The sequence below is a fragment of the Rahnella sp. Larv3_ips genome (assembly GCF_003697865.1).
Lineage (GTDB): Bacteria > Pseudomonadota > Gammaproteobacteria > Enterobacterales > Enterobacteriaceae > Rahnella > Rahnella rivi.
In genome coordinates, this window is sequence record NZ_MJIB01000021.1 from 557,407 (window position 1) to 580,204 (window position 22,798).

The 22,798-nt window shown below is 54.5% G+C and carries 19 protein-coding genes; 12 read left to right on the plus strand and 7 right to left on the minus strand.

The features are described 5' to 3' along the window. Positions 1-100 precede the first annotated feature (100 nt). Complete coding sequence (prlC, locus tag ED901_RS22070) at positions 101-2,161, plus strand: oligopeptidase A (RefSeq protein WP_122097255.1); 2,061 nt, start codon at positions 101-103, stop codon at positions 2,159-2,161. A gap of 9 nt (positions 2,162-2,170) precedes the next feature. Continuing rightward, a complete protein-coding gene (rsmJ, locus tag ED901_RS22075; protein ID WP_122097256.1) occupies positions 2,171-2,917 on the plus strand; it encodes a 16S rRNA (guanine(1516)-N(2))-methyltransferase RsmJ in 747 nt (248 codons plus the stop codon). A 101-nt stretch (positions 2,918-3,018) separates the two neighbouring features. Here rsmJ and uspA read toward each other — a convergent pair whose 3' ends face one another. Further along, entirely contained in the window at positions 3,019-3,459 is a 441-nt protein-coding gene (uspA, locus tag ED901_RS22080) for a universal stress protein UspA (RefSeq protein WP_014333460.1), read from the minus strand. A gap of 348 nt (positions 3,460-3,807) precedes the next feature. On the opposite strand from uspA, the gene uspB reads away from it, so the two are divergent. Beyond that, positions 3,808-4,143, plus strand: coding sequence for a universal stress protein UspB (gene uspB, locus ED901_RS22085; protein ID WP_056775554.1), 336 nt, complete (start codon positions 3,808-3,810; stop codon positions 4,141-4,143). Positions 4,144-4,247: 104 nt separating this feature from the next. On the opposite strand, the gene pitA is transcribed toward uspB, so the two are convergent. Beyond that, positions 4,248-5,753 (minus strand): inorganic phosphate transporter PitA, encoded by a 1,506-nt coding sequence (gene pitA / locus ED901_RS22090; protein WP_122097257.1) that lies wholly within the window; start codon positions 5,751-5,753, stop codon positions 4,248-4,250. A 322-nt stretch (positions 5,754-6,075) separates the two neighbouring features. Here pitA and ED901_RS22095 point away from each other — a divergent pair, with 322 nt between their 5' ends. Further along, positions 6,076-7,278, plus strand: a complete 1,203-nt coding sequence (locus ED901_RS22095) for an NAD(P)/FAD-dependent oxidoreductase (RefSeq protein ID WP_122097258.1) — start codon at positions 6,076-6,078, stop codon at positions 7,276-7,278. Positions 7,279-7,419: 141 nt separating this feature from the next. On the opposite strand, the gene ED901_RS22100 is transcribed toward ED901_RS22095, so the two are convergent. Both ED901_RS22100 and ED901_RS22105 read right to left on the minus strand, forming a co-directional pair. After that, positions 7,420-7,728 (minus strand): hypothetical protein, encoded by a 309-nt coding sequence (locus ED901_RS22100; RefSeq protein WP_122097259.1) that lies wholly within the window; start codon positions 7,726-7,728, stop codon positions 7,420-7,422. A gap of 41 nt (positions 7,729-7,769) precedes the next feature. Then, the gene (locus ED901_RS22105) at positions 7,770-9,425 is read right to left on the minus strand and encodes a methyl-accepting chemotaxis protein (protein WP_122097260.1); all 1,656 of its coding nucleotides are present in this window, start codon (positions 9,423-9,425) and stop codon (positions 7,770-7,772) included. Between the two features lie 392 nt (positions 9,426-9,817). Here ED901_RS22105 and ED901_RS22115 point away from each other — a divergent pair, with 392 nt between their 5' ends. Further along, positions 9,818-11,023, plus strand: a complete 1,206-nt coding sequence (locus tag ED901_RS22115) for a serine hydrolase (protein ID WP_122097261.1) — start codon at positions 9,818-9,820, stop codon at positions 11,021-11,023. 267 nt (positions 11,024-11,290) lie between these two features. Continuing rightward, the gene (locus tag ED901_RS22120) at positions 11,291-12,295 is read left to right on the plus strand and encodes an FKBP-type peptidyl-prolyl cis-trans isomerase N-terminal domain-containing protein (protein ID WP_122097262.1); all 1,005 of its coding nucleotides are present in this window, start codon (positions 11,291-11,293) and stop codon (positions 12,293-12,295) included. Positions 12,296-12,357: 62 nt separating this feature from the next. Here ED901_RS22120 and ED901_RS22125 read toward each other — a convergent pair whose 3' ends face one another. After that, positions 12,358-14,076, minus strand: coding sequence for a lysophospholipid acyltransferase family protein (locus tag ED901_RS22125; protein ID WP_122097582.1), 1,719 nt, complete (start codon positions 14,074-14,076; stop codon positions 12,358-12,360). A 196-nt stretch (positions 14,077-14,272) separates the two neighbouring features. Here ED901_RS22125 and ED901_RS22130 point away from each other — a divergent pair, with 196 nt between their 5' ends. Further along, positions 14,273-15,490, plus strand: coding sequence for an MFS transporter (locus ED901_RS22130; protein ID WP_122097263.1), 1,218 nt, complete (start codon positions 14,273-14,275; stop codon positions 15,488-15,490). 15 nt (positions 15,491-15,505) lie between these two features. On the opposite strand, the gene ED901_RS22135 is transcribed toward ED901_RS22130, so the two are convergent. Next, positions 15,506-16,003, minus strand: a complete 498-nt coding sequence (locus tag ED901_RS22135) for a GNAT family N-acetyltransferase (protein ID WP_122097264.1) — start codon at positions 16,001-16,003, stop codon at positions 15,506-15,508. 514 nt (positions 16,004-16,517) lie between these two features. Here ED901_RS22135 and ED901_RS22140 point away from each other — a divergent pair. After that, positions 16,518-17,213: a pirin family protein gene (locus ED901_RS22140; RefSeq protein ID WP_056775524.1), complete on the plus strand. Its 696-nt coding sequence runs from the start codon at positions 16,518-16,520 to the stop codon at positions 17,211-17,213. A gap of 51 nt (positions 17,214-17,264) precedes the next feature. Here ED901_RS22140 and ED901_RS22145 read toward each other — a convergent pair whose 3' ends face one another. After that, the gene (locus tag ED901_RS22145) at positions 17,265-18,299 is read right to left on the minus strand and encodes an autotransporter outer membrane beta-barrel domain-containing protein (protein WP_122097265.1); all 1,035 of its coding nucleotides are present in this window, start codon (positions 18,297-18,299) and stop codon (positions 17,265-17,267) included. Between the two features lie 406 nt (positions 18,300-18,705). On the opposite strand from ED901_RS22145, the gene ED901_RS22150 reads away from it, so the two are divergent. From ED901_RS22150 to ED901_RS22165, 4 genes are read left to right on the plus strand one after another with little or no spacing between them, the layout of a single operon-like run. Further along, a complete protein-coding gene (locus ED901_RS22150; RefSeq protein ID WP_056775519.1) occupies positions 18,706-19,029 on the plus strand; it encodes a PTS sugar transporter subunit IIB in 324 nt (107 codons plus the stop codon). Next, positions 19,026-20,354, plus strand: coding sequence for a PTS sugar transporter subunit IIC (locus tag ED901_RS22155; protein ID WP_122097266.1), 1,329 nt, complete (start codon positions 19,026-19,028; stop codon positions 20,352-20,354). Before ED901_RS22150 ends, ED901_RS22155 begins: the two co-directional genes overlap by 4 nt. Positions 20,355-20,379: 25 nt before the next feature. Further along, a complete protein-coding gene (locus ED901_RS22160) occupies positions 20,380-21,762 on the plus strand; it encodes a glycoside hydrolase family 1 protein (protein ID WP_122097267.1) in 1,383 nt (460 codons plus the stop codon). A gap of 28 nt (positions 21,763-21,790) precedes the next feature. After that, positions 21,791-22,708 carry a LacI family DNA-binding transcriptional regulator gene (locus tag ED901_RS22165; RefSeq protein ID WP_056775512.1) on the plus strand — a complete coding sequence of 306 codons (918 nt, stop codon included), beginning with the start codon at positions 21,791-21,793 and terminating at the stop codon, positions 22,706-22,708. The last annotated feature ends 90 nt before the right edge of the window (positions 22,709-22,798 follow it).

The window sequence follows — 22,798 nt, forward strand, 5'->3', positions numbered from 1 at the left end:
CGCATGTTAGAAGTTACGTCATCTTTAAGACGATCCGAATTCACGGCGTGGTGCGCCACAGACGCATCAGCCCCAAACGCTATTACGAAGGACTGGCCCTATGACTGAACAGCAAAACGCGTCGAATCCGCTCTTAAAACCGTTCTCCCTGCCGCCTTTCTCTGCGATCCAACCTGAACATATTGTCCCTGCGATGAAGTCTGCGATTGAAGAAAGCCGCCAGACCATCGAACGCGTGGTCGCGCAAGGTGCGCCTTATACGTGGGAAAACCTGTGTCAGCCGCTGGCAGAAAGTGACGATCGTCTGGGGCGTATCTGGTCGCCGGTCGGCCACCTGAATGCGGTGAAAAACAGCCCGGAACTGCGTGAAGCTTACGAGCAGTGCCTGCCGATTTTATCCGAATTCAGTACCTGGGCGGGTCAGCATGCCGGGTTGTATCAGGCTTATTGCGATCTCAAAGCCAGCGAGCATTTCAACACGCTGTCCGTGGCGCAGAAAAAAGCCATTGATAACGCGCTGCGTGATTTCGAGCTGTCCGGCATTGGCTTGCCGATGGAAAAACAGAAACGTTACGGTGAAATCTCCGCGCGTCTGTCCGAGCTTAGCTCGACTTACAGCAACAACGTGCTCGACGCCACCATGGGCTGGAGCAAACTCATCACGGATGAGAACGACCTGAAAGGTCTGCCGGAAAGCGCGCTGGCGGCTGCCAAAGCGCTGGCCGAATCGAAAGAGCAGGAAGGCTGGTTGCTGACGCTGGATATCCCGAGCTATCTGCCGGTGATTACCTACGGTGAAAACCGTGCGCTGCGCGAAGAAATGTACCGCGCATTCGGCACCCGCGCCTCCGATCAGGGCCCTAACGCCGGTAAGTGGGATAACAGCGAAGTGATGGCGGAGATTTTATCGCTGCGTCATGAACTGGCGCAGCTGCTGGGCTTTGACTCTTACGCGGACATGTCCCTCGCCACCAAAATGGCGGAAAGCCCGGCGCAGGTGATCGACTTCCTCAGCGGTCTGGCGACGCGCGCGCGCCCGCAGGGTGAGCAGGAGCTGGCGCAGTTGCGCGCCTTCGCCAAAGAACACTTCGGCGTGGATGAAATGGAAGCCTGGGATTTGCCGTTCTACGGTGAAAAACAGAAACAGCATCTGTTCTCCATCAACGACGAGCAACTTCGCCCTTATTTCCCTGAACAGCGCGCGCTGGAAGGGCTGTTCGAAGTGGTGAAACGTATTTACGGCATCACCGCCAAAGAGCGCAAAGACGTGGAAACCTGGCACAAAGACGTACGTTTCTTCGACCTGTTCGATGAAACCGGCGACCTGCGCGGCAGCTTCTACCTCGACCTGTATGCCCGCGAGCACAAACGCGGCGGCGCATGGATGAATGACTGCGTCGGCAGCCTGCGTAAAGCTGACGGCGAGCTGCAAAAACCGGTCGCGTACCTGACCTGTAATTTCAACGGTCCGGTCGGCAATAAACCGGCGCTGTTCACGCACAACGAAGTCACCACGCTGTTCCATGAGTTCGGTCACGGCCTGCATCATATGCTGACCCGCATCGACACCCCGGGAGTGGCCGGTATTTCCGGTGTGCCGTGGGATGCCGTCGAGCTGCCAAGCCAGTTTATGGAAAACTGGTGCTGGGAGCCGGACGCGCTGGCGTTCATCTCCGGCCATTTCGAAACCGGCGAACCGTTGCCGAAAGAGATGCTGGATAAAATGCTGGCGGCGAAAAACTATCAGGCGGCGCTGTTTATCCTTCGTCAGCTGGAGTTCGGCCTGTTCGATTTCCGTATGCATGCGGAATATGATCCGGCCAAAGGCGCGCAAATCCTGCAAACGCTGGCAGAAATTAAGAAGCAGGTTGCCGTGGTGCCGTCACCGTCATGGGGACGTTTCCCGCACGCTTTCAGCCACATCTTTGCAGGCGGTTATGCGGCTGGTTACTACAGCTATCTGTGGGCGGAAGTGCTGTCTGCCGATGCGTATTCCCGCTTTGAAGAAGACGGGATTTTCAACCGCGAAACCGGTCAGTCGTTCCTCGATAACATTCTGTCGCGCGGCGGTTCCGAAGAGCCGATGGAGCTGTTCAAACGCTTCCGCGGGCGTGAGCCGCAGCTGGATGCTATGCTGCGCCACTATGGAATCAAAGGATAACCTCTGCCTGTGAGTGTGTGTTTACTGTGTGAAGAAGGCGCCGATGAAGGCGCCTTATCTGTTCTGGCGCAGCGCTGGAATCTGACGTCTGATCCGGATGCCGTGATGGCGCTGGTGCTGACGCCTGAACGTCTGGAATTACGCAAACGCGACGAGCCCAAACTCGGCGCGATTTTTGTCGATTTCGTCGGCGGCACCCTGGCGCACCGTCGTAAATTCGGCGGCGGACGCGGTGAAGCGGTGGCGAAAGCCGTCGGTGTTAAAGGCCGCTATCTGCCGGATGTCGTCGATGCCACCGCAGGGCTGGGGCGCGATGCGTTTGTGCTCGCTTCTCTGGGCTGCAGGGTGCGGATGCTGGAGCGCAATCCGGTCGTGGCGGCATTGCTTGATGACGGGCTGGCGCGTGGCTATCGCGATGCGGAAATCGGTCCGTGGCTGCGTGAGCGCATGACGCTGCTGCACGCTTCAAGCCTGACGGCGCTTTCTGAGCTTTCCCCGAAGCCGGAAGTGGTGTATCTCGACCCGATGTATCCGCACAAACAGAAAAGTGCGCTGGTGAAGAAAGAGATGCGGGTGTTTCAGGGACTCGTCGGCCCGGATGAAGATGCCGATGGCCTGCTGGAACCGGCGCGGCGTTTAGCGACAAAACGCATCGTGGTGAAACGCCCGGATTACGCCCCGCCGATGGCCGATATTCCTGCCCAGGCCGCCGTGGTCACCAAAAGCCACCGGTTTGATATTTATACGCCGCTGTAACGCGCTGGTGCTTTAGCCACTTCCGCTATAGCCATAAAAAAATGCCCGCCGGTTTTTCACCTGCGGGCATTTTTATAGCCGTTTCAGCGAGACAGTGTGTCTTACGCTTCTTCTTCCTCATCGCGCAGCGGCACGATCAGCATGTCGATATGTACGGTGTTGATCAACTGGCGGGCGGAGGACATCAGTTTGCTCCAGAAATCCTGGTGATGGCCGCACAGCACCAAATCCACGCCGTATTTATTAATCGCATCAACCAGAACCTGTGCTAAATCACCGCTGCCACTCAGGGTTTCTGAAATCGGATAACCTGCGTTTTGCGACAATTCATTCAGCGCGTGGTGAGTTTCTTCGGAAATACGTTTCTGCATGTCGCCCAGATTGACATCGATAAGGCCGGTGTACAGGTCTGAATAGTTCACATCAACGTGGATCAGGGACACTTTAGCGTTGTAAGGGCGCGCCATGGAGACGGCTTTCTCAACTAAAACCTTGCTCTCCGGCGACAGGTCTACAGCAATGAGTATGTGTTTGTAAGCCATAAGAAAACTCCTTCCATAAGTCGGTTAACAGCAATATCTGCATCATGCGAAAGTCATGCTTTTAGTATAGCGCCAAAATGGTTAAACAAATCAAGCATACAGATCCCATTTCCTGTTCCGGCAATCGATAGATATAAATAATATTAGGCGTCTTCCCTATTTCCAGATTCGTTTCCTACACTGAATAATGCAGGCTTCTCCTGTTTTGGCAATTTTCTGTGATGTGAAAGAGGGCGGACATATTCGTGTCCGGGGGTGTGAAATCGCGGAAAGGCAGGGCGAAACGTCGGGTGTGCGGCAGAGTTGATGGCCGCAATGCGCGGGGTGAGTTCGCCTTGAGGGGGAATCATGATCAGTCCCGTTGCGCTATTTTGGGCTTTATGTTTTGTGTGTGTGGTGAATATGCTGCGCTATTATTCTTCTTTGCGCGCATTGCTGGTGGTTCTTCGGGGATGTGATCCCCTGCTGTATCAATATGTTGATGGCGGTGGATTCTTTACGTCTCACGGGCAACCGAGTAAGCAAATCAGGCTGGTGCGTTATATTTATGCTCAGCGCTACGTTGAACATCACGATCCTGAATTTATCCGCCGTTGTGAGCGGGTGCGCGGTCAGTTTGTTCTGACGACAGCGCTGGTAGGGCTTATTCTCATCAGTATGATGGCGATGCTCATCTGGTATTAAATCTGAATAATCGTTGTGAGGATGTGTGAAAAAGGAAATAAAAAAGGCGACCTTGCTCAACACAGGTCGCCTTTTTCTATTCTGAACCGAGATTCAGATGCTTATCAGATGAGCTTCAGCGCAATCCAGTACAACAGGCCGGAAAGGACAATCGAGACGGGCAGGGTTAAGATCCAGGCCATCGCGATGTTTTTCACGGTCTTCGACTGCACACCGCCACCGTCCACAATCATGGTGCCCGCCACCGCAGAGGACAACACGTGTGTCGTGGAAACCGGCATACCCGTGTAGCTGGCAACACCGATAGACACCGCCGCAGTAAGCTGTGCTGACAGGCCCTGTGCGTAGGTCATGCCTTTCTTACCAATCTTCTCGCCAATGGTGGTCGCAACGCGCTTCCAGCCAATCATGGTGCCCAGCGCCAGTGCCAGAGCCACAGCGATGATGATCCAGATCGGAGCATATTCCACGGTTTGAAGAATGTCGGTTTTCAGTTCACCCAGGAAGCGTTTATCCGCAGGTGACGTTTCCGGCAGCTTAGCGACTTTATCTGCCGTATCAGACACGCACATCAGCAGGCGACGCATATGGCTGCGTTCATCCGGTGACAATGCGCTGTAGGACGGAAGATTGGTCAGCAGAGTTTGCGCACGGCCAATAGCATCAAGCGCATGGCTGCTGTCGCAATGGAACACTTTTGCTGCATCGGTCGGGGCGATATTCACGTCTGGCGCAGGCACCAGTGGCGTTTGTGCTACCACGTGGGGTACCGCATCAACGTGCTGCTGATAATACTGCCCGAGGTGCGTCACGGCGTCGCGGGTACGGGTAATGTCGTAACCGGTGGCGCTCATGTTCAGCACAAAACCTGCCGGAGCCACACCAATCAGAACCAGCATGATAAGACCGATACCTTTCTGACCGTCGTTAGCGCCGTGAGAGAAGCTCACGCCGATAGCCGACAGGATCAGGCCAATACGGGTCCAGAACGGCGGCTTTTTCTTGCCGTCTTTCTTTTCACGTTCAGCAGGCGTCAGGTGGATACGGGCATGTTTCTTGTTGCCGCTCCAGTAGCGACGTAACAGGAAAATCATGGTCCCCGCCATAATCATCCCAACCAGAGGCGAGATAATCAGAGAGGCAAAAATACCGATCATTTTTGGGATGTTTAATGCATCGACCACGGACGTGTGAGTCATTAATGCATTGGTCAACCCGACACCAATGATGGCGCCGATCAGCGTATGGGAGCTGGACGCCGGCAGGCCGAAATACCAGGTGCCGAGGTTCCAGATGATCGCTGCCAGTAACATCGAGAACACCATGGCAAGGCCATGAGTGGAACCCACGTTGAGCAGAAGATCGGTTGGAAGCAAATGGACGATGGCATAAGCCACACTCAAACCACCGAGTATGACGCCAAGAAAGTTAAACACACCCGCCATCACGACCGCTAATTGCGAACGCATTGCCCGGGTATAGATGACGGTTGCTACTGCATTGGCCGTATCATGAAAACCGTTAATGGCTTCATAGAACAGGACAAACAGTAACGCGAGAATCAATAACGAACCGGTATGAATATCCAACCCGGCAAATAGATGCAGCATAATTGTTACGCCAGTTAGTGGTCATGAACGCCGCGCATTATCTGCGAGAACAGGGGGCCGATAAAAGGAAAATATGACATTTTTTTGATTAAAAACAGTTCAAAAAATGTTGCAATGTAGATTAACTTTTTATTAATCAGCAGGTTGTTGGGTCTTTGCCGTTTGAAACATTTGCTTACTTTGCCTCATGCAATGCCCCTGTGACTGGTTTATACCCCGTCAGTCCCTTACAATCCGCGACGCGCAGCGGTCAAAATCCTCCTGTGCGCAGGGCGTATCCTATTTAAAACGTAGCTGAATTTTCCGGAAAGAGAGGCCAAAAGTGGAACAGGTTGATGTGGTAGTCATAGGTGCGGGTGCGGCAGGCATGTTCTGTGCAGCGCAGGCCGGACAGGGTGGCTGCCGGGTTCTGCTGCTGGATAATGGTAAGAAAACCGGACGTAAAATTTTGATGTCGGGGGGCGGACGCTGCAATTTTACTAATCTGTATGCCGAACCGGCCGCCTATCTTTCCGAAAACCCGCATTTCTGCAAATCCGCCCTGGCGCGTTACACCCAGTGGGATTTTATCGACATGGTCAACCGCTACAACATCGCCTGGCACGAGAAAACCCTCGGTCAGCTTTTTTGCGATGACTCCGCACAGCAAATCGTGGCGCTGCTGGATAAAGAATGCGAACTGGGCAATGTCGATGTCCGGTTGCGCAGTGAGATTTCCGACGTACAGAAAACGGAAAATGGCTTTGTCATCAAGGTGAACGGCTCAACTGTGAGCACTCACTCACTTGTGGTTGCGAGTGGGGGGCTTTCCATGCCGGGGCTGGGCGCGACGCCGTTCGGTTACCGTCTGGCGGAGCAGTTTGGGCTGAAAGTATTGCCGACCCGCGCCGGTCTGGTGCCCTTTACCCTGCACAAACCGCTGCTGGATCACCTGCAAACCCTCTCGGGCGTGTCAGTGCCTGCGGTGCTGACCGCTGAAGACGGCACGGTTTTCCGTGAAAGCATTCTCTTCACCCATCGCGGCATGTCCGGCCCGGCCGTTTTACAGCTTTCCAGCTACTGGTTGCCTGGTGAGTTTGTGAGCGTTAACTTACTGCCTGACGTCGATCTGGCGGCGTTTCTCAATGACCAGCGGCAGGAACATCCCAATCAAAGCCTGAAAAATACGCTGGCGATGCAACTGCCGAAGCGTCTGGTGGAATGTCTGCAAACGCTCGGCCAGTTGCCGGACGTGACGCTCAAACAGCTTAACGTGCCGCAGCAGGCGGAACTGGTTGAACAACTGCAAAACTGGCAGGTGCAGCCGAACGGCACCGAAGGTTACCGCACGGCGGAAGTGACGCTCGGCGGTGTCGATACCAGGGAGTTGTCTTCTAAAACCATGGCCGCTGCGAAAGTGCCGGGTTTGTACTTTATCGGTGAAGTGGTGGACGTGACTGGCTGGCTGGGCGGTTATAATTTTCAGTGGGCGTGGAGTTCCGCGTGGGCGTGTGCGCAGGATCTGGTGGCTGGCCGCGTCAGCTAACCCAACTCATCAATTCCATACCGCGACTGGCTGCCAGTTATCACGGCGATGAATACAAAAACACCCTGAAAATACTCGCGAATCTTCAGGGTGACCCTTCACATGCTCCGTGTCAGGTATCTGGCGCTCTTTAACGCGTTCTCAGGACAAGAATCTTTTCAGGTTTTCCAGCATATTGGTCATCATGCCAAAGGCCATATTCACGCTGTGAATGCTGTAATACAGCGTTATATCGTGGCGCATCAGGTAAGTTTCAAAACATTTATCTGCCAGCACTGCCTGAACTTCCAGGCTGCGATCGCGAAAATGGCGGCAGTTATTGATGTACAGATCCAGCGACCGGTATTCCCCGGTGGCAAGCTGATTCACCAGCGCCGCCATCTGTTCAAAGCTCTCCACCAATGCCTTGTGCTTTTCCAGATGGTCTGCCTGCTCCTGAAGATTATCCATAATGCTGTTCTCCCTGTAATAAGACGACGGTAAAAGCCTGATCAGAAACGTTGCCAGTCGGCCTCATTGTGTGGCGGAGTGCCCGGTTTTTGGGTGCGCGGCAGTGCAGCCAGCGTCTGCGCCGGTTTTACGAAGGACTGGCGCTGACCGGCGGCGTCGCTCAGGCGGAATTCACCCACCAGTCGCGCCAGGCCGTCGGCCTGATCCTGCAACGAGCGTGAGGCTGAAGAGGCTTCTTCCACCAGCGCGGCGTTCTGCTGGGTCACATCATCCATCTGATTAACGGCCTGATGCACCTGAGAAATCCCCTGACTCTGCTCGGTAGCCGCAGCGGCAATCTCGTTCACCAGATCTGTAACCTGACGGATGGCGTTGCCCATCGAGTTCATGTTCTCGCCGACATCGCCCGCCTGATGGGCACCGGCTTCGATCAGGCTGTAGGACAGGTCGATCAGTTCTTTTATTTCACGCGCGGCGGTGGTCGAACGCTGTGACAGATTTCTGACCTCACCGGCCACCACAGCAAATCCTTTACCGTGCTCACCGGCGCGTGCCGCTTCCACGGCGGCGTTCAACGCCAGAATATTGGTCTGGAAGGCGATGCCCTCGATAAGCGTGATGATCTCGGTGACTTTGCGGGAACTGCTGCGGATATCGCCCATGGTGCTCAGCATGGTTTCCAGCGAGGAGGCACTTTTCTCCGACAGCGCATTCATGTTGCCCGCCAGCTGGCTGGCCTGACGCGTGTTGTCGGCGGTCTGGCGAACCGTCTCGCTGAGCTCGGTCATGCTGGCGGCGGTCTGTTCCAGCGAGGCGGCCTGCTGCTCGGTGCGCGAGGAGAGATCTTCGTTACCGGCCGCGATTTGTGCCGACGCGCTGCTGACCGACTGTGACGCCGCACTCACGGACAACAGTGCACCGGAGACGCGTTGCATCAGGCTGTTGAAGGCGCGGGCCATGTTGCCCACTTCGTCATGACGGCTGGCATCGGCGCTCACCGTCAAATCCAGCCGTTCGCTGGCGATGGTCATGATATCCCCGATGGCCAGCAGGCTTTTCCGTACGCGGCGGATGGTGACCAGCGCAAAGAAACCCAGCAGCAGGATGGTGAGCGTCACGCCGCTGCCCATTCCCCACAGTGTGGCGTTGAAAATGCTGCGGTTAGTGGCGCGCAGCCCCTCACCGATGTCGATGTTAACGGTAAGCTGTTTCTGGTAATCGGAGATGAGCTGACGGATAGCCATGCCGATGCCGCCGTCACCCTCAATCAGCGCCAGACTGACGTCATCCTGATGCGCGCGTGATGAGGCCAGAAACGCCGGGAGTTTTTCCTCCACTTTACGAATATTGTCGAAAGCGACGTGGGTCAGCCTTTCATCTTCAGCGCTGGAGATATCGTGTTGCAGATAATATTCCGTCAGCGTTTTCAGCCCGGCAATCCGTTGCTGAATGAGGGTTTCTACCTCAGGCATTTTGCTGTTATCGGTCTGGCTCTGGTGTTTATAGAGCGTGAGGGAAAGCCTGTTGCTCTGGTCGATGAGTTTATTGAGATCTTTGATGGAAGGGATCGCATTGACCTGAACGTATTCAAACCGGTCCTGGAAACCCGAAATCAACATAATGGCGGCGACCCCCAGAGCGATGAGGGCGGCAGATAGCAGTGAGAACGTCAGTAAAAGACGCTGTGTGATGTTCATATTTTCCCCTGATTTTAAAAGTCCGGCCTTCGTGAAAGTGGCATGACGTGAATCAGGGTTATCGGCAAAGGTTGCGCCAACGTTAATTAAACCGATCTAATTCAATTATTTACGTTAAGTCAACGTTTCGCGTTGGTGTTTAAAATGATTTTTTATGCACGTAAAGAGATTTTTCATGCTCTCTCAGACGATGTTGAATGATTCCCCCGACGCCCGGCGGGTTTGTGCAAAAGAACATCAGGATCGCGTCAATTTCTCATTGAAAAGCGCGGGGAAATGACACAGTCTGCGGCCTGCAGCGCGCCATCCGGCGAGCCTCTTTTTCTGTCACAAGGTCATCTGATGTGTATTCACTGTCGTCGCCGTTCAACTTCCCTTTATAAATCAATGCAATGAAAAGAATAACGGGACGATTTTCTGGCCTGAGCATCATGCTTCCTTTGCTTCTGACCGCGTGTGGAACCTTATCCGAGATGCAGGTGAAAGAAAGCCCGCAGGCGGTGAAGCAACTTGCCTGCACGAAAAATCTCGACGGGCTGGTTGACGGTATTGTTCAGCACTATATGAAGAAGGAAAAAGCCAGCGGCCTGGCGATAGGGATTATCCGCAACAACGGCGAAGCCCGGACCTGGGGCTATGGGTATACCAACGCAGTAAATGGCTACAAAATTGACGGGGAAACGCTGTTTGCGCTCGGTTCAGTGAGTAAGGGCGTGACCGGTGAAGTGGTGGCCGGGCTGGTCGATAAAGGACAGCTGAACTGGGACGATAAACTCTCGGACTTATTGCCGAAAAATATTCTGCTCAGCCCGGATGCCCGGAACATCACCTTGTTGCAGCTGGCCACACATACTTCCGGTTTACCGCGACAAAACATGAACAAAGACATGTTGCAGAGCTTCCTGAAATATCTGTATACCGGCGACAATTTTTATAACGAACTGGACAGCGATGCGGTAGTGAACGATCTCTCTTCGTTCAAAAAGCCGCAAAAGCGGGAGCCTCAGTATTCCAATCTGGGTTACGCGCTTCTTGGCTACATTCTCAAAGTCAAAACCGGCGAAGACATCCAGCAACTGGCGTATGACTTTATCTTTAACTCGCTGAAAATGAGCAATACCAGCTTCCACGGCCCGACGCTGAAAGATTACCCTTATCGCGCGATCGGTCATGCGGGCGATCAGCCGAAGTTTATTCGCCGCGGCAAAGTGGTGCCTGACTGGTACTTCACCAACAACATGGTGGCGGCGGCCAATCTGTACAGCAACGCCGATGACCTGCTGAAATATCTTCGTGCGCATATCGAGAATTCCCGCACCGGCGATCTCAACGCGGCTATTCAGGTCACAGAAAAAGTCTATTTCGAAAGAGAAATTGAGGCCGCCAATATTGCCTGGGTCACTGATTATAAAGATAACCAGATAATTACATACCAGGTCGGATATATCGGCGGATACTCCAGTTATATCGGTTTTGATAAAAAACATCAGAATGCTGTTGTCGTGTTACAGAATTCCTTTAACTGGAGTAACTATATTGGTCATGATTTGTTATTAAAAATGGCAATGGCGGATGACTACCGGGAAACCTGTCAGTAAATATCCTCACTAAGTGCGAAAAATCCTAATATATTCATGGTCATGTAAAGTAAATAATGTGAAAAAAATTCGCATTATTTACTCGTGTATGAAATCATTGCGCCATCATGTTTTGAATCTTTTGTCACCATTGCAAAGTGGGCTTCACTTTATCCGCAGGAAAACTCGCTGCATTTTCTATTTTAACGTGCACTGGTTTATCGCGATGAACGCTATTTCCCTGATTTATAAGATTCAACAAAGTAATTTTATTGCGAAGGTAATCCCATGTCTTTTATTCCTGCGAAGAAGAGCGCTTATCTCCTAAGCCTCATGATGATGTTTTGTTATACCTTTAAGGTTTTTGCCAATGAACCGGCCGCTGCACAGGTTGCCGGTTCGGAAAATAACGCCGCCACGATTGCGCCAGCCGCACCCGCTGCACCTCTGACGACGCCTCAAACCCCGGAGACGACGGCGGTCACGGCGGAAACGCCGCCACAAGCCACGCCGGAAGTGACGCCGCCCGCTACGCCAGACGCACAACCTGCTGCCCCGGCCGATGCCGTGACCACGCTGCCCCTCACTCACGCGACGGCGGAACCCGAGCCTGAGTCGGTAAAAGAACCGGCTGCTGAAGCTGCGCCGGAGCCTGAGAAAGTCGCTTTCAGCCTGAACAGCGAAGAGCAAAAGCGTGCCTATGCCAGCGGCGTTGCCATGGCTAAATACATTGAAGCGCAGATTGTCGAGCAAAAGGCGCTGCACATTACGCTGGACAAAGACATTCTTCTGGCCGGGATCACCGATACCTTTGACCAGCGCGAAAAGATGAGTCCGCAGGATGTGCAGGCCACGCTGACGGCGTTTGATGAGCAGGTGAAGATCCTGACGCAGGCGGCGACAGCGAAAGAGCAGGGCGCAGAGAAAGCCTTTATTGAAGAGTTTGCCAAACGTCCGGGTGTGAAAAAAACCGCGAAAGGCCTTTACTATCTGGTTGAAAATAAAGGTGAAGGTGCGGTAATCAAAGACACCAATCAGGTGGAGGTGGCCTACAAAGGGGAATTACTCGATGGCACTATGGTGGATGGCCCGCAAATCGACAATGCGAACCAGATTTTCCGCGTGGCCGACATGCCGCCTGTTCTGCGTGATGCCGTGAAACTTGTCCGCAAAGGCGGAAAAGTGACGATTGTTATCCCGCCTGCCCCTGTCGGGAAAAACAGTGAGGACGGCAAGCCAAAATCAGTGGTGATTTACACGGTGTCGGTGGTGAACGTGAACAACCCGCACTGACCGCCGGTCAGCACTCCCCTTCGCCGGGGAGGCCGCTTACCTGTCACAACCTCTCTGGCACATTAAGCCAGGGAGGCACTTTCCTGATGCACCGCGATATAGCGCTCAAATTTGGCCGGTTTCAGCTGGCTGAGATCCACCAGCACCAATCCGTCGATGCAGTTGTTGAATTCCGGGTCGCTGCCGAAATCGATAAACTGCACGCCGCCGCTTTCGCAAAGTTCGGAATACTGCTTATACAGCGCCGGAATGCTGCATCCGAGATTGGCCAGCAGACGTTTAAGGCGCTGCAAATCTTCCTGATAATCATCGCCGCAAAACTGCGCTAACACGTCAGGCAACGACGTCGGATAAGGGCGCAGTGAGGTCGCCAGTGGCAGCGTCGGGGCGAAATACAGTCGATAAAATGCCACCAGCAAATCGCGGGCGGGCAGCGGCATGCCGCCGGAAATCGACACCGGGCCAAACAGATAACGCGTTTGCGGATATTTCGCCAGATACGCGCCGATGCCCAGCCACAGATAGTCCAGCCCGCGCTTTCCCCAGTACGCAGGCTGAATAAAGCTGCGTCCGAGTTCGATACCCTGCGCCAGAATCGGATCCATCTGGTGGCCGTACTGAAACAAACTCTGGCTGTAAATGCCGTTCAATCCTTTGCTGGCGACCAGATCGGCGGTCGGGATAAACCGGTACGCGCCGACAATCTCCAGCGCCTGCGGATCCCACAGCACCAGGTGATAATAGTCGTCATCGTAACCGTCGAGATCCCGACGGCGGCCACTGCCTTCACCGACGGCGCGGAAGGCAATTTCGCGCAACCGGCCCAGTTCGCGCAAAATCGGCACCGTATCTTCTCCGTGACGGCGATAGAGATAAATCATCTTGCCGTCCGGCGTTTTGCCCAGCACTTCGCTGGCTTCCAGCGCGTGTTTCAGCACCGCCCGATCTTCGGCGCGGGCAATCGACGTTTCAGTGTGGAACAGCCCCGGCTTGCCTGCACCAAGGCGGTAAAGATGTTTACGAAAACGCGCCGCCAGATCCCCCGCCTGCATCTGTCCGTCGTGCCAGCTGGCATACGGAATGCGCGCGCCGATTTTTAGCGTCAGGCTGTTGCCGCGCTGTCCAAACATTTCATGCACCAGCAGCAGGGTACTCAGCGGGCGGTAAATCATCGACGTGAGATAAAACAGCGCACTGTTGCTGCCGCTGATATGCACCGGCACCACCGGCGCACGGGCTTTGGCCGCGAGGCGGATAAATCCGGTGTGCCATTTGCCGTCGCGCACGCCTTTCGAGCTCATCCGCGACACTTCGCCTGCCGGGAAGACAATCAGCACGCCCTGATTTTGCAAATGCTCCTGCATTTGTGTGACCTGATTGCGGCGTGTACGGTTGCCCATATTGTCCACCGGGATCATCAGGCTGCCGAGCGAAGACACCAGCGATAACAGCTGATTTGCCACCACTTTGACATCCGGGCGCACCGACGCCACTGCGTGCAACAGCGCGAGGCCGTCGAGCGTGCCAATCGGATGATTCGCCACCACCACCACCGGCCCGTAACTCGGGATCTGCTCCCGGTCACGCTCTGTCAGTTCACAGCGAATATTGAAATGCTCAAGCACCTGCTCGGCCATATCAATCCCTTTCAGGTGCTGATACTTGTCGGCAAAACGGTGGAATTCTTTTTCGCGGAAAAGGGTTTTTAACAGACGGCGTTGCCAGGAAGGGGTTTTGTGCTGCGGGTCGAGATCCTGAAACAGGGTATCCATGCTGAACATAGGATGTCCTCCGGTTGAAGTCTCCCGACCATAATCAGCGCACATGACAGCGATGTGACGTTTTGATGGCAGTAAGAGGAAGGCTGAATAAAACACCGGTTCAATTTGTTGCGAAAACAGCCAAATACCCATAGAGTCAACACTCCTGCATGGCGACTAAAATGCCCAACCCATCTTTCGTGAGACGCTGATTTCCATGCCCGCTCCCGCTTCGCCCGATCTATCTCCGGCTGCTGCTTCAAAGACCACGCTGCGCATTCTTTCGATTCTGGTGTTCAACTTCGCTAATTATCTGACCATCGGTCTGCCGCTGGCGATCCTGCCAGGGTATGTACATGAGCATCTCGGTTACAGCGCGTTTTGGGCGGGCCTGGTGATCAGCCTGCAATATTTTGCGACGCTGCTCAGCCGCCCGCATGCCGGGCGTTATGCCGATAAAGTCGGACCCAAAAAAGTGGTGATGATCGGCCTGACCGGCTGCCTGCTGAGCGGGGTGTTTTACCTGCTGGCGCTGTGGCTGGATGCCTCACCGGCGGCCAGTCTGGCGCTGCTGTGCATCGGACGTTTATTGCTTGGTGCCGGGCAAAGTTTCGCGGGCACCGGTTCGACGCTGTGGGGCATTGGCGTGGTGGGTTCGCTGCATATCGGCAAAGTCATTTCGTGGAGCGGGGTGGTGACGTATGGCGCTATGGCGATTGGCGCGCCGCTCGGCGTGTGGATTTTCAGCCTTGGCGGCCTGACCCTGCTTTCCGGCTGCATTATTCTGGTGGCGCTCACGGCGTTGCTGGCGGCGTGGCGTAAAGCGCCGGTGGCGGGGAAAGCCGCGACACAACTTCCGTTCAGGCAGGTGCTTGGCAAAGTGTTGCCGTACGGGCTGGCGCTCGGGCTGGCGTCCACCGGCTTTGGCGTGATCGCAACGTTCATTACGCTGTTTTACGATGCCAAAGGCTGGTCTGGCGCGGCATTCTCTTTGACGTTTTTCAGCGCGGCGTTCGTGGGAATGCGGCTGCTTTTCCCCAACTGCATCAACCGTTTTGGCGGCCTGCGTGTTTCACTGGTGTGTTTCGCCGTAGAAATCATCGGGCTGATTTTGGTATTTTTCGCCCCAACGGCAGGGGTAGCGATGGGCGGCGCATTTCTTACCGGCGCGGGTTTCTCGCTGGTCTTTCCGGCGCTGGGTGTGGTGGCGGTTAAAAAATTGCCGCAGGAAAATCAGGGCAGCGCGCTGGCAACCTATTCGGCATTTCTGGATTTATCACTGGGTGTCACCGGCCCCCTGGCGGGAATACTGATGGCGCAGGCGGGGATCGGGGCGATTTATCCTGGCTCAGCGCTGCTGGTTCTGGTGGCGATGGCGCTGGTGCTGCGGCTGTTGTTACGTCCTTCACCGCAGAACACCCGCGCCGACCTCTGACACTTTTTCAACACATTACACGCCGTGCAGGCGGCCCATGTGCAGCGTATCCACCAGCTCACCGTCACGCATCGCATAGCAAGGGCTGCGGCCTTCGAGCATGAAACCAAACTTTTTGTACAAGGCGATGGCGGCGTCATTGTCAGCATAGACCGTCAGTTCCACGCGTTTCACCTGCAGCCACTTATCACACAGCTCAAGAGCGGCCGCGAGCAGTTTGCTGCCCACTCCTCTTCCCTGAAAACTGACATCCACACCAATGCCGAACGTGGCGACGTGGCGGCGTCGCCAGGGCTCTTCTACGATCAGCGTCAGATTCCCGACCAGTTTGCCGTCAATGCAGGCCACCAGCGCGAAACGGTGAGGAGAAGAATTCGCCAGGCGGCCTTCCCAGAGGGCGGCGGGTGGATAAGGAAGTTGCAGAGTGTCGCTGTACACCGGCACCTGCGCGTAAAGTTGCCCAAGCGCTTGCGCGTCCGTTGATTCAGCATGGCGTATAACGATTTCGCTCATAGCGACACTCCTTTTAGTGTGGTTACTGTTTGAATATCCTCTAGATTTATCAGGAATAATAAAAGTGTCAATGTGTCATGTGGTGAAAAAAAATGCTTTACAAGTGCGAATGATAATGATTATTATTGCCATGCGTTCCGGGGATGGCCTCACACCAAGGTCAAACGGGTCCCCATGAATGCACGACATTGCTCACATTGCTTCCAGTATTATTTAGCCAGCCGGGTGCTGGCTTTTTTTTTGCCCTGTTTTGAGCGGCAGAGGCGATGGCCGCGTTCGCTCACCCGGATCAATGAATCAGGTAAACTCGCCGGGATTCGCTTGCCTGCCACTCACACTCTTTAGATAAAATCTTTTTCCCTCTCTCTCCCAAAACCCGCCTTTATCTCCTGCAATTCCTTTGAATTTAGTCATCTGCGTTTGTTCATATTTTTTGAACAGAGGGGTGAAGTTTTTACGCTTTCTTATTCTCAGCCGTTGACTAGACTAGAGAAAACATTGAGGAGAGTTGAACATGATCTACTTACGCAAAGCACAAGAACGCGGGCACGCAAGTCACGGCTGGCTGGAAAGCTGGCACACTTTCTCTTTCGCCGATTATTACGATGCAAACTTCATGGGATTCTCCGCACTGCGGGTCATCAATGAAGACTTTATCGACGAAGGGCAAGGGTTTGGCAAACATCCGCATAAAGACATGGAAATCCTGACTTACGTGCTCGAAGGCACCGTGGAACATCAGGACAGCATGGGCAACAAAGAGCAGATTCAGGCGGGTGAATTCCAGATCATGAGTGCCGGTACCGGCGTGACGCACTCTGAGTACAACGGCAACAAAGACCGCAAATTGCATCTGTATCAGATCTGGATCATTCCGGATAAAAAAGGTCTGGAACCGCGTTATGAACAACGTATGTTCGACGCGCCACAAGGCCGCCAGCTGGTGCTTTCTCCGGATGCACGTGATGGTTCACTGAAAGTCTTCCAGGACATGGAATTGTCCCGCTGGGCACTGAAAAAAGACGAACAGTCTGTCTATCAGATTCAGGCAGAACGTCGTGTGTGGATCCAGGTGGTGAAAGGCACCGTCTCCATCAACGGTCAGAAAGCCGGGCCAAGCGATGCGCTGGCGATCTGGGATGAAACGGCGCTGTCCGTTCATGCCGATGAAGACAGTGAAATTCTGCTGTTTGATCTGCCACCGGTCTGAACAGGCAGGTAACACCCCTGAAGGCGACTCCGGTCGCCTTTTTTACGTCTGTTATCGGAAGCTGACGTTAATGCCCAACTGCCCCTGATATCCCATCCCCGGCAGGCTTAAATTTCGGTAATGGGTGATGTCACTGAAAAATGCCACGCGTTTTGACAGCGTCGCGGTCAGGCCCACGCCGTCCTGCACCCAGCGTTCCGTCGTCGGTGGCTCGATTTCAACCGTATTGATGGTCACTGCCGATTTATCTCCGACGTTGCCCACCAGATCAATGTGAAAATAGGGCGTCAGGGAAGCGGTGTTGCGTTCTGTCTGACGGAAAATCCGCAAGCCGCCGCGCACCTGGCCGCTGTTCTGATCGATAGGCTGAATGCGTTGGCTGAGCGTGTTGAACGAATCCAGATGCAGATGCTGAGCGACAAACTGCGCCTGCGGCTCAAGCCTCCAGTTGTCTGCCACACGGTAAGGCTTGCCGATCTCGACGGAGAGCGTCGAGCCATAACCTTTCTGCGCGGCGTTGCGTTTTTCCGATAAGTCCTCGCGATAAAAGGTGTTCTGGTTAACGACATTCAGGTAGCCGCCTTCTGATGTCACCGCGCTGTAATACCCGCCAATGCCCGCCGATGCCGTCGAAATATTGCCGGTACTGAGCGCCTGCCCGATAAGCCTCAGCGCGCTGTCTTTGGTATCGGTGGTCTGATTGCCCAGTGTGACGATCACCCCGGCGCGGCGGTGCTCCCCGTCCGGTTTTTCTTCCTGAAACAGATCTCTGCCGATTTGCGCAAACCAGATATTCGACGCGCGATAGCGGGTATCCGTGACATCCGCGTTATGGCTGCCGCCGAGTAAACCCCAGGTGCCGTTTTCGCGATTTTTCGACGCATTACTCTGCCGTTCAAGGTAGGTTCCCACCGTTTTAAAGCCATATTCCCGGTTGAGGTAAGGCGCTGTGACATAGGCATTTTGCGCCGGTTGCGGGTCAGCTGCCTGTACACAACTTTCATGCAGCGCAAAACTGACCGTTCTGCCCAGAATAAACAGCAGCGTAAAGGCGGTAAAAGTGAGGGTTTTGCCTGAAGTCGTCATGAGTTCGCCTGCCTGTCTGCCCTGATGTCATCGGATAAGGCGGCTCAATATAGTCTGTTTTTTACGCAAGGCTAATCACACTGCATCAGAGATAAAAATGTCAGGCACCACGGGCATCACAGCCCGGTGTGAGGAATTTTAGCCGGGCAAAAAAGCAATGATTACCGGTGAGTTTCTTAACTCAACGCGTTTTGCGCAACGCGGCGGCATAGTCCTTTCTCTAAAAAGATGCTGAGAATTTATTCAACTTCGTGACGCTTTTCACAGCCTGATACGACGCTGTCCCGATTTTATGAGCATGCTCTCATTCCATCCTTTCAGTCATGGAAACCGGTTTCCAAAGAGACTCAAATACCTTCGGCAAGAGAAAACGGGCAGAACATTAATTATCTGGGAGTGAAGCAAAATGAAAAGAATCATGCTTTGTTGTTCGGCGGGGATGTCGACCAGTTTGTTAGTTCGCAAAATGAAAGAGGCCGCAGCCGCGCGGGGCGAAGAGGTGCAGATCGAGGCGTTTGGTGCCAGCGAGTTTGACGAAAAATTCCGTGACTATCAGGTGGTGCTGCTCGGGCCGCAGGTGCGCTACATGCAGGCCGATTTATCGGCAAAGGCAGCAGAATTTAATATTCCGGTCGAAACCATCAATATGATGGATTACGGCATGCAGCGCGGCGACAACGTGCTGGACTTCGCTTACGGCCTGATCGCCCAGGAAGGAAGCCGCGTATGAGTGGCCTTTATCAGGCGATGGTGAACGTGATCGAAAAGCACATCACGCCGCTGGCCGGTAGCGTCGGCCAGCAGCGGCATGTGATTGCGATCCGCGACGGCTTTATCGCCGCGCTGCCGTTTATGATCATCGGCTCATTTATGCTGGTGTTTATCTTCCCGCCTTTTTCCCCCGACACCACCAACGGTTTTGCCCGCGGCTGGCTGGATCTGTCGCTGAAATACCGCGAACAGCTGATGCTGCCGTGGTATCTGAGCATGGGCGTGATGACCTTTTTCATCTCGGTCGGTATCGGTGCCAGCCTTGGCAAACACTATAAACTTGACCCGATCATGACCGGTTTGCTGGCGTTTATGGCCTTTCTGCTGGTCGCCGCGCCCTATCATGACAAACAAATTTCCACCCAATATTTCTCCGGCGAAGGCATATTCACCGCGATCCTGACGGCGATTTATGCCGCTGAAGTGTATGCGCTGCTCAAACGCCGCAACATCACCATCCGCCTGCCGAAAGAAGTGCCCACCGGCGTGGCGCGTTCTTTTGAAATTCTGATCCCGGTGATTGTGATTGTCGCCACGCTGCATCCGCTGAACCTGTTTATTCAGTCCACCACCGGGATGATTATTCCCGAAGCGATCATGCACCTGCTGGCGCCGCTGGTTTCTGCCTCCGATTCCCTGCCGGCGATTTTGATTTCGGTGTTTATCTGCCAGGTGCTGTGGTTTGCGGGTATTCATGGTGCGCTGATTGTTACCGGCATCATGAATCCGTTCTGGATGACCAATCTGGCGCTGAACCAGACGGCATTACAGGCCGGTGCGCCACTGCCGCATATCTATCTGCAAGGATTCTGGGATCACTATTTGCTGATTGGCGGCGTCGGTTCGACCCTGCCGCTGGCGATCCTGCTGCTGTGCAGCAAGGCGGTGCACCTGCGTACCATCGGCAAAATGGGTGTGGTGCCGAGTTTCTTTAACATCAACGAACCGATTCTCTTCGGTACGCCGATTATCATGAATCCGGTGTTTTTCCTGCCGTTCACACTGGTCCCGATGCTCAACGCCATCTTCGCCTATACCGCCACAAAACTCGGCTGGGTGGCGCAAGTGGTGTCGCTCACACCCTGGACGACACCGGCGCCAATTGGTGCGTCATGGGCCGCAAATTGGGCGTTCAGCCCGGTAATTATGTGTCTTTTCTGTATGGTGTTATCGGCAGTAATGTATTACCCGTTCCTGAAAGCTTACGAACGTACGTTGCTGAAACAGGAAGCGGAAAAGGCTACGACACAAACGGCGGGTAACGCCGTGCCAGCAAACAGCTAAAAGCTAACGGACAGCGAGGATGACGATGAAATATCAATTTCCAAAAGAATTCTGGTGGGGCAGTGCCAGCTCAGCGCCGCAAACGGAGGGGGAAACCCTCAGTCACGGTAAAAGCGCCACGGTCTGGGATCACTGGTATTCGCAGCAACCGACACGTTTTCACGGCGACGTCGGCCCGCAGGACACATCGACGTTTTATAAAAACTGGCGCGAGGATATCGCGCTGCTGAAACAGCTGAACCACAATACTTTCCGAACCTCTATTTCCTGGGCGCGACTGATCCCCAACGGGCGTGGCGCCGTCAACCCGGAAGCGGTGGCGTTCTACAATCAGGTGATTGACGAAATGCTGGCGCAGGGCGTGCAGCCGTTCATCAACCTTTTCCACTTCGACATGCCCATGGCGATGCAGGAAATCGGCGGCTGGGAAAACCGCGACGTGGTGCAGGCGTATGAAACTTATGCCGATACCTGTTTTGAGTTATTCGGCGATCGCGTGAAACACTGGTTTACCTTCAATGAGCCGGTGGTGCCAGTCGAAGGCGGCTACCTGTATGATTTCCACTATCCGAACGTGGTGGATTTCAAACGTGCGGCCACCGTTGCCTATCACACCATGCTGGCGCATTCGCGGGCGGTGAAAGCTTACCGCGCCCGCAATCTCGGCGGTGAAATCGGCATCATTCTCAACCTGACGCCGTCTTATCCGCGCTCGCAAAACCCGGCTGACCTGAAAGCCGCGAACATTGCGGATCTGATGTTCAACCGCAGCTTCCTCGACCCGGCACTGCGCGGCGAATATCCGCAGGAACTGGTGGAGTTGCTGAAAAAACACGATCAGCTCCCGGCTTGTCAGCAGGGAGACAAAGAGCTGTTGCAGCAGGGCGTGGTGGATTTACTCGGCATCAACTATTACCAGCCGCGCCGCATTCAGTGCCGCGACAGTATGGTGAATCCGGAAAGTCCGTTTATGCCGGAATGGTTCTTTGACAACTACGTCATGCCGGGGCGTAAGATGAACCCGCACCGTGGCTGGGAAATTTACGAACAGGGCATTTACGATATTCTGACCAATCTGCGCGAAAATTACGGCAATCCGCGCTGTTTCATTTCCGAAAACGGCATGGGCGTGGAGCACGAACTGCGCTTCGAAAAAGAGGGCCGGATTGACGACGATTACCGCATCGAGTTTGTCAGCGGGCATCTGAAATGGCTGCACCGGGCGTTGCAGGAAGGCAGCGGCTGTCTCGGCTACCATATGTGGACGTTTATTGATTGCTGGTCGTGGATGAATGCGTACAAAAACCGTTATGGCTTTGTGCAACTGGATCTCGACACGCAAAAACGGACAGTGAAAAAGAGTGGCGAATGGTTCGCGCAGGTCGCCAAACATCACGGTTTCGACTAACCCTTAACGCGGTGACGCAAGGAAAGACATGGCAAACATTAACGACGTTTCGCGGCTGGCAAACGTCTCGAAAGCGACGGTTTCCCGTGTCCTGAGTGGCAGCCGCGGTGTAAAAGAAGAAAGCCGCCTGGCCGTGATGCAGGCGGTGGAAACACTGCAATACAAACCCAGCATGATTGCGCAGTCGCTCTCCACGCAGTCTACCGGCTGCATCGGCGTGATTTGCGCGGCAGAAAATATCAATCAGAGCACCGGCTATCTGCACGCGCTGGAAAAAGAGCTGAGGCTCAATCAAAAGTATTTACTGTTGAGATTCGCCACCGATGCCGCCAGCCTTGCCCATTCCGTGGATGAAATCGGTCGCGGGCTTTGCGATGCGATGATTGTGATTGGCGCGCGCTTCGCCCTGCCTGCGCTGCCGGACAACGTCATCACCATTGATTGCCTGGACGCGGATTCCGGGCGCAGCATTCATTTTGACCGCAGCTTTGCTACCGAAACCGCCTGCCAGTATGTGTTGCAGCAGGGGCGCCGACAGATTGCACTGATTAACTTTGAAAACAGCGAGGCGGCGGGGCAGGTGCTTCAGGGCTACCATCTGGCGCTGGAAAAATTCTTACTGCCTTATGACCGGCGGCTGGTCCACAGCGGAGAACACGCGCTCACGCAGCTGCTGGCGCAGAATGTCCCGTTCAATGCGCTGCTGGTGCCAGACGATGCCACCGCGCAGGACGCGTTACGTCAGCTTACCCAGCTGGGCCGCGCGGTGCCGCAGGCCGTGATGGTGTTCAGCCTCGACAGCACGCTGCCGCCGGGCGCTTCGGCGGTGCCGGCTATCGCTTATCCATTGGAAACGCTGGCGCAAAGAGCGATGGCGTTGCTTACCGGACAGTTTTCAGCGAACACCGGCGAGCCGGTTCGCGGGCAGCTTTGTTTGCCTGCCTGACCCGCATCGCATGTCGCGCAGCAACGGATATCCGCCTGCGCGAATGTTTGCTACCATAACTCCCTGATCCCTTAACCCCTTTCAGCGGCA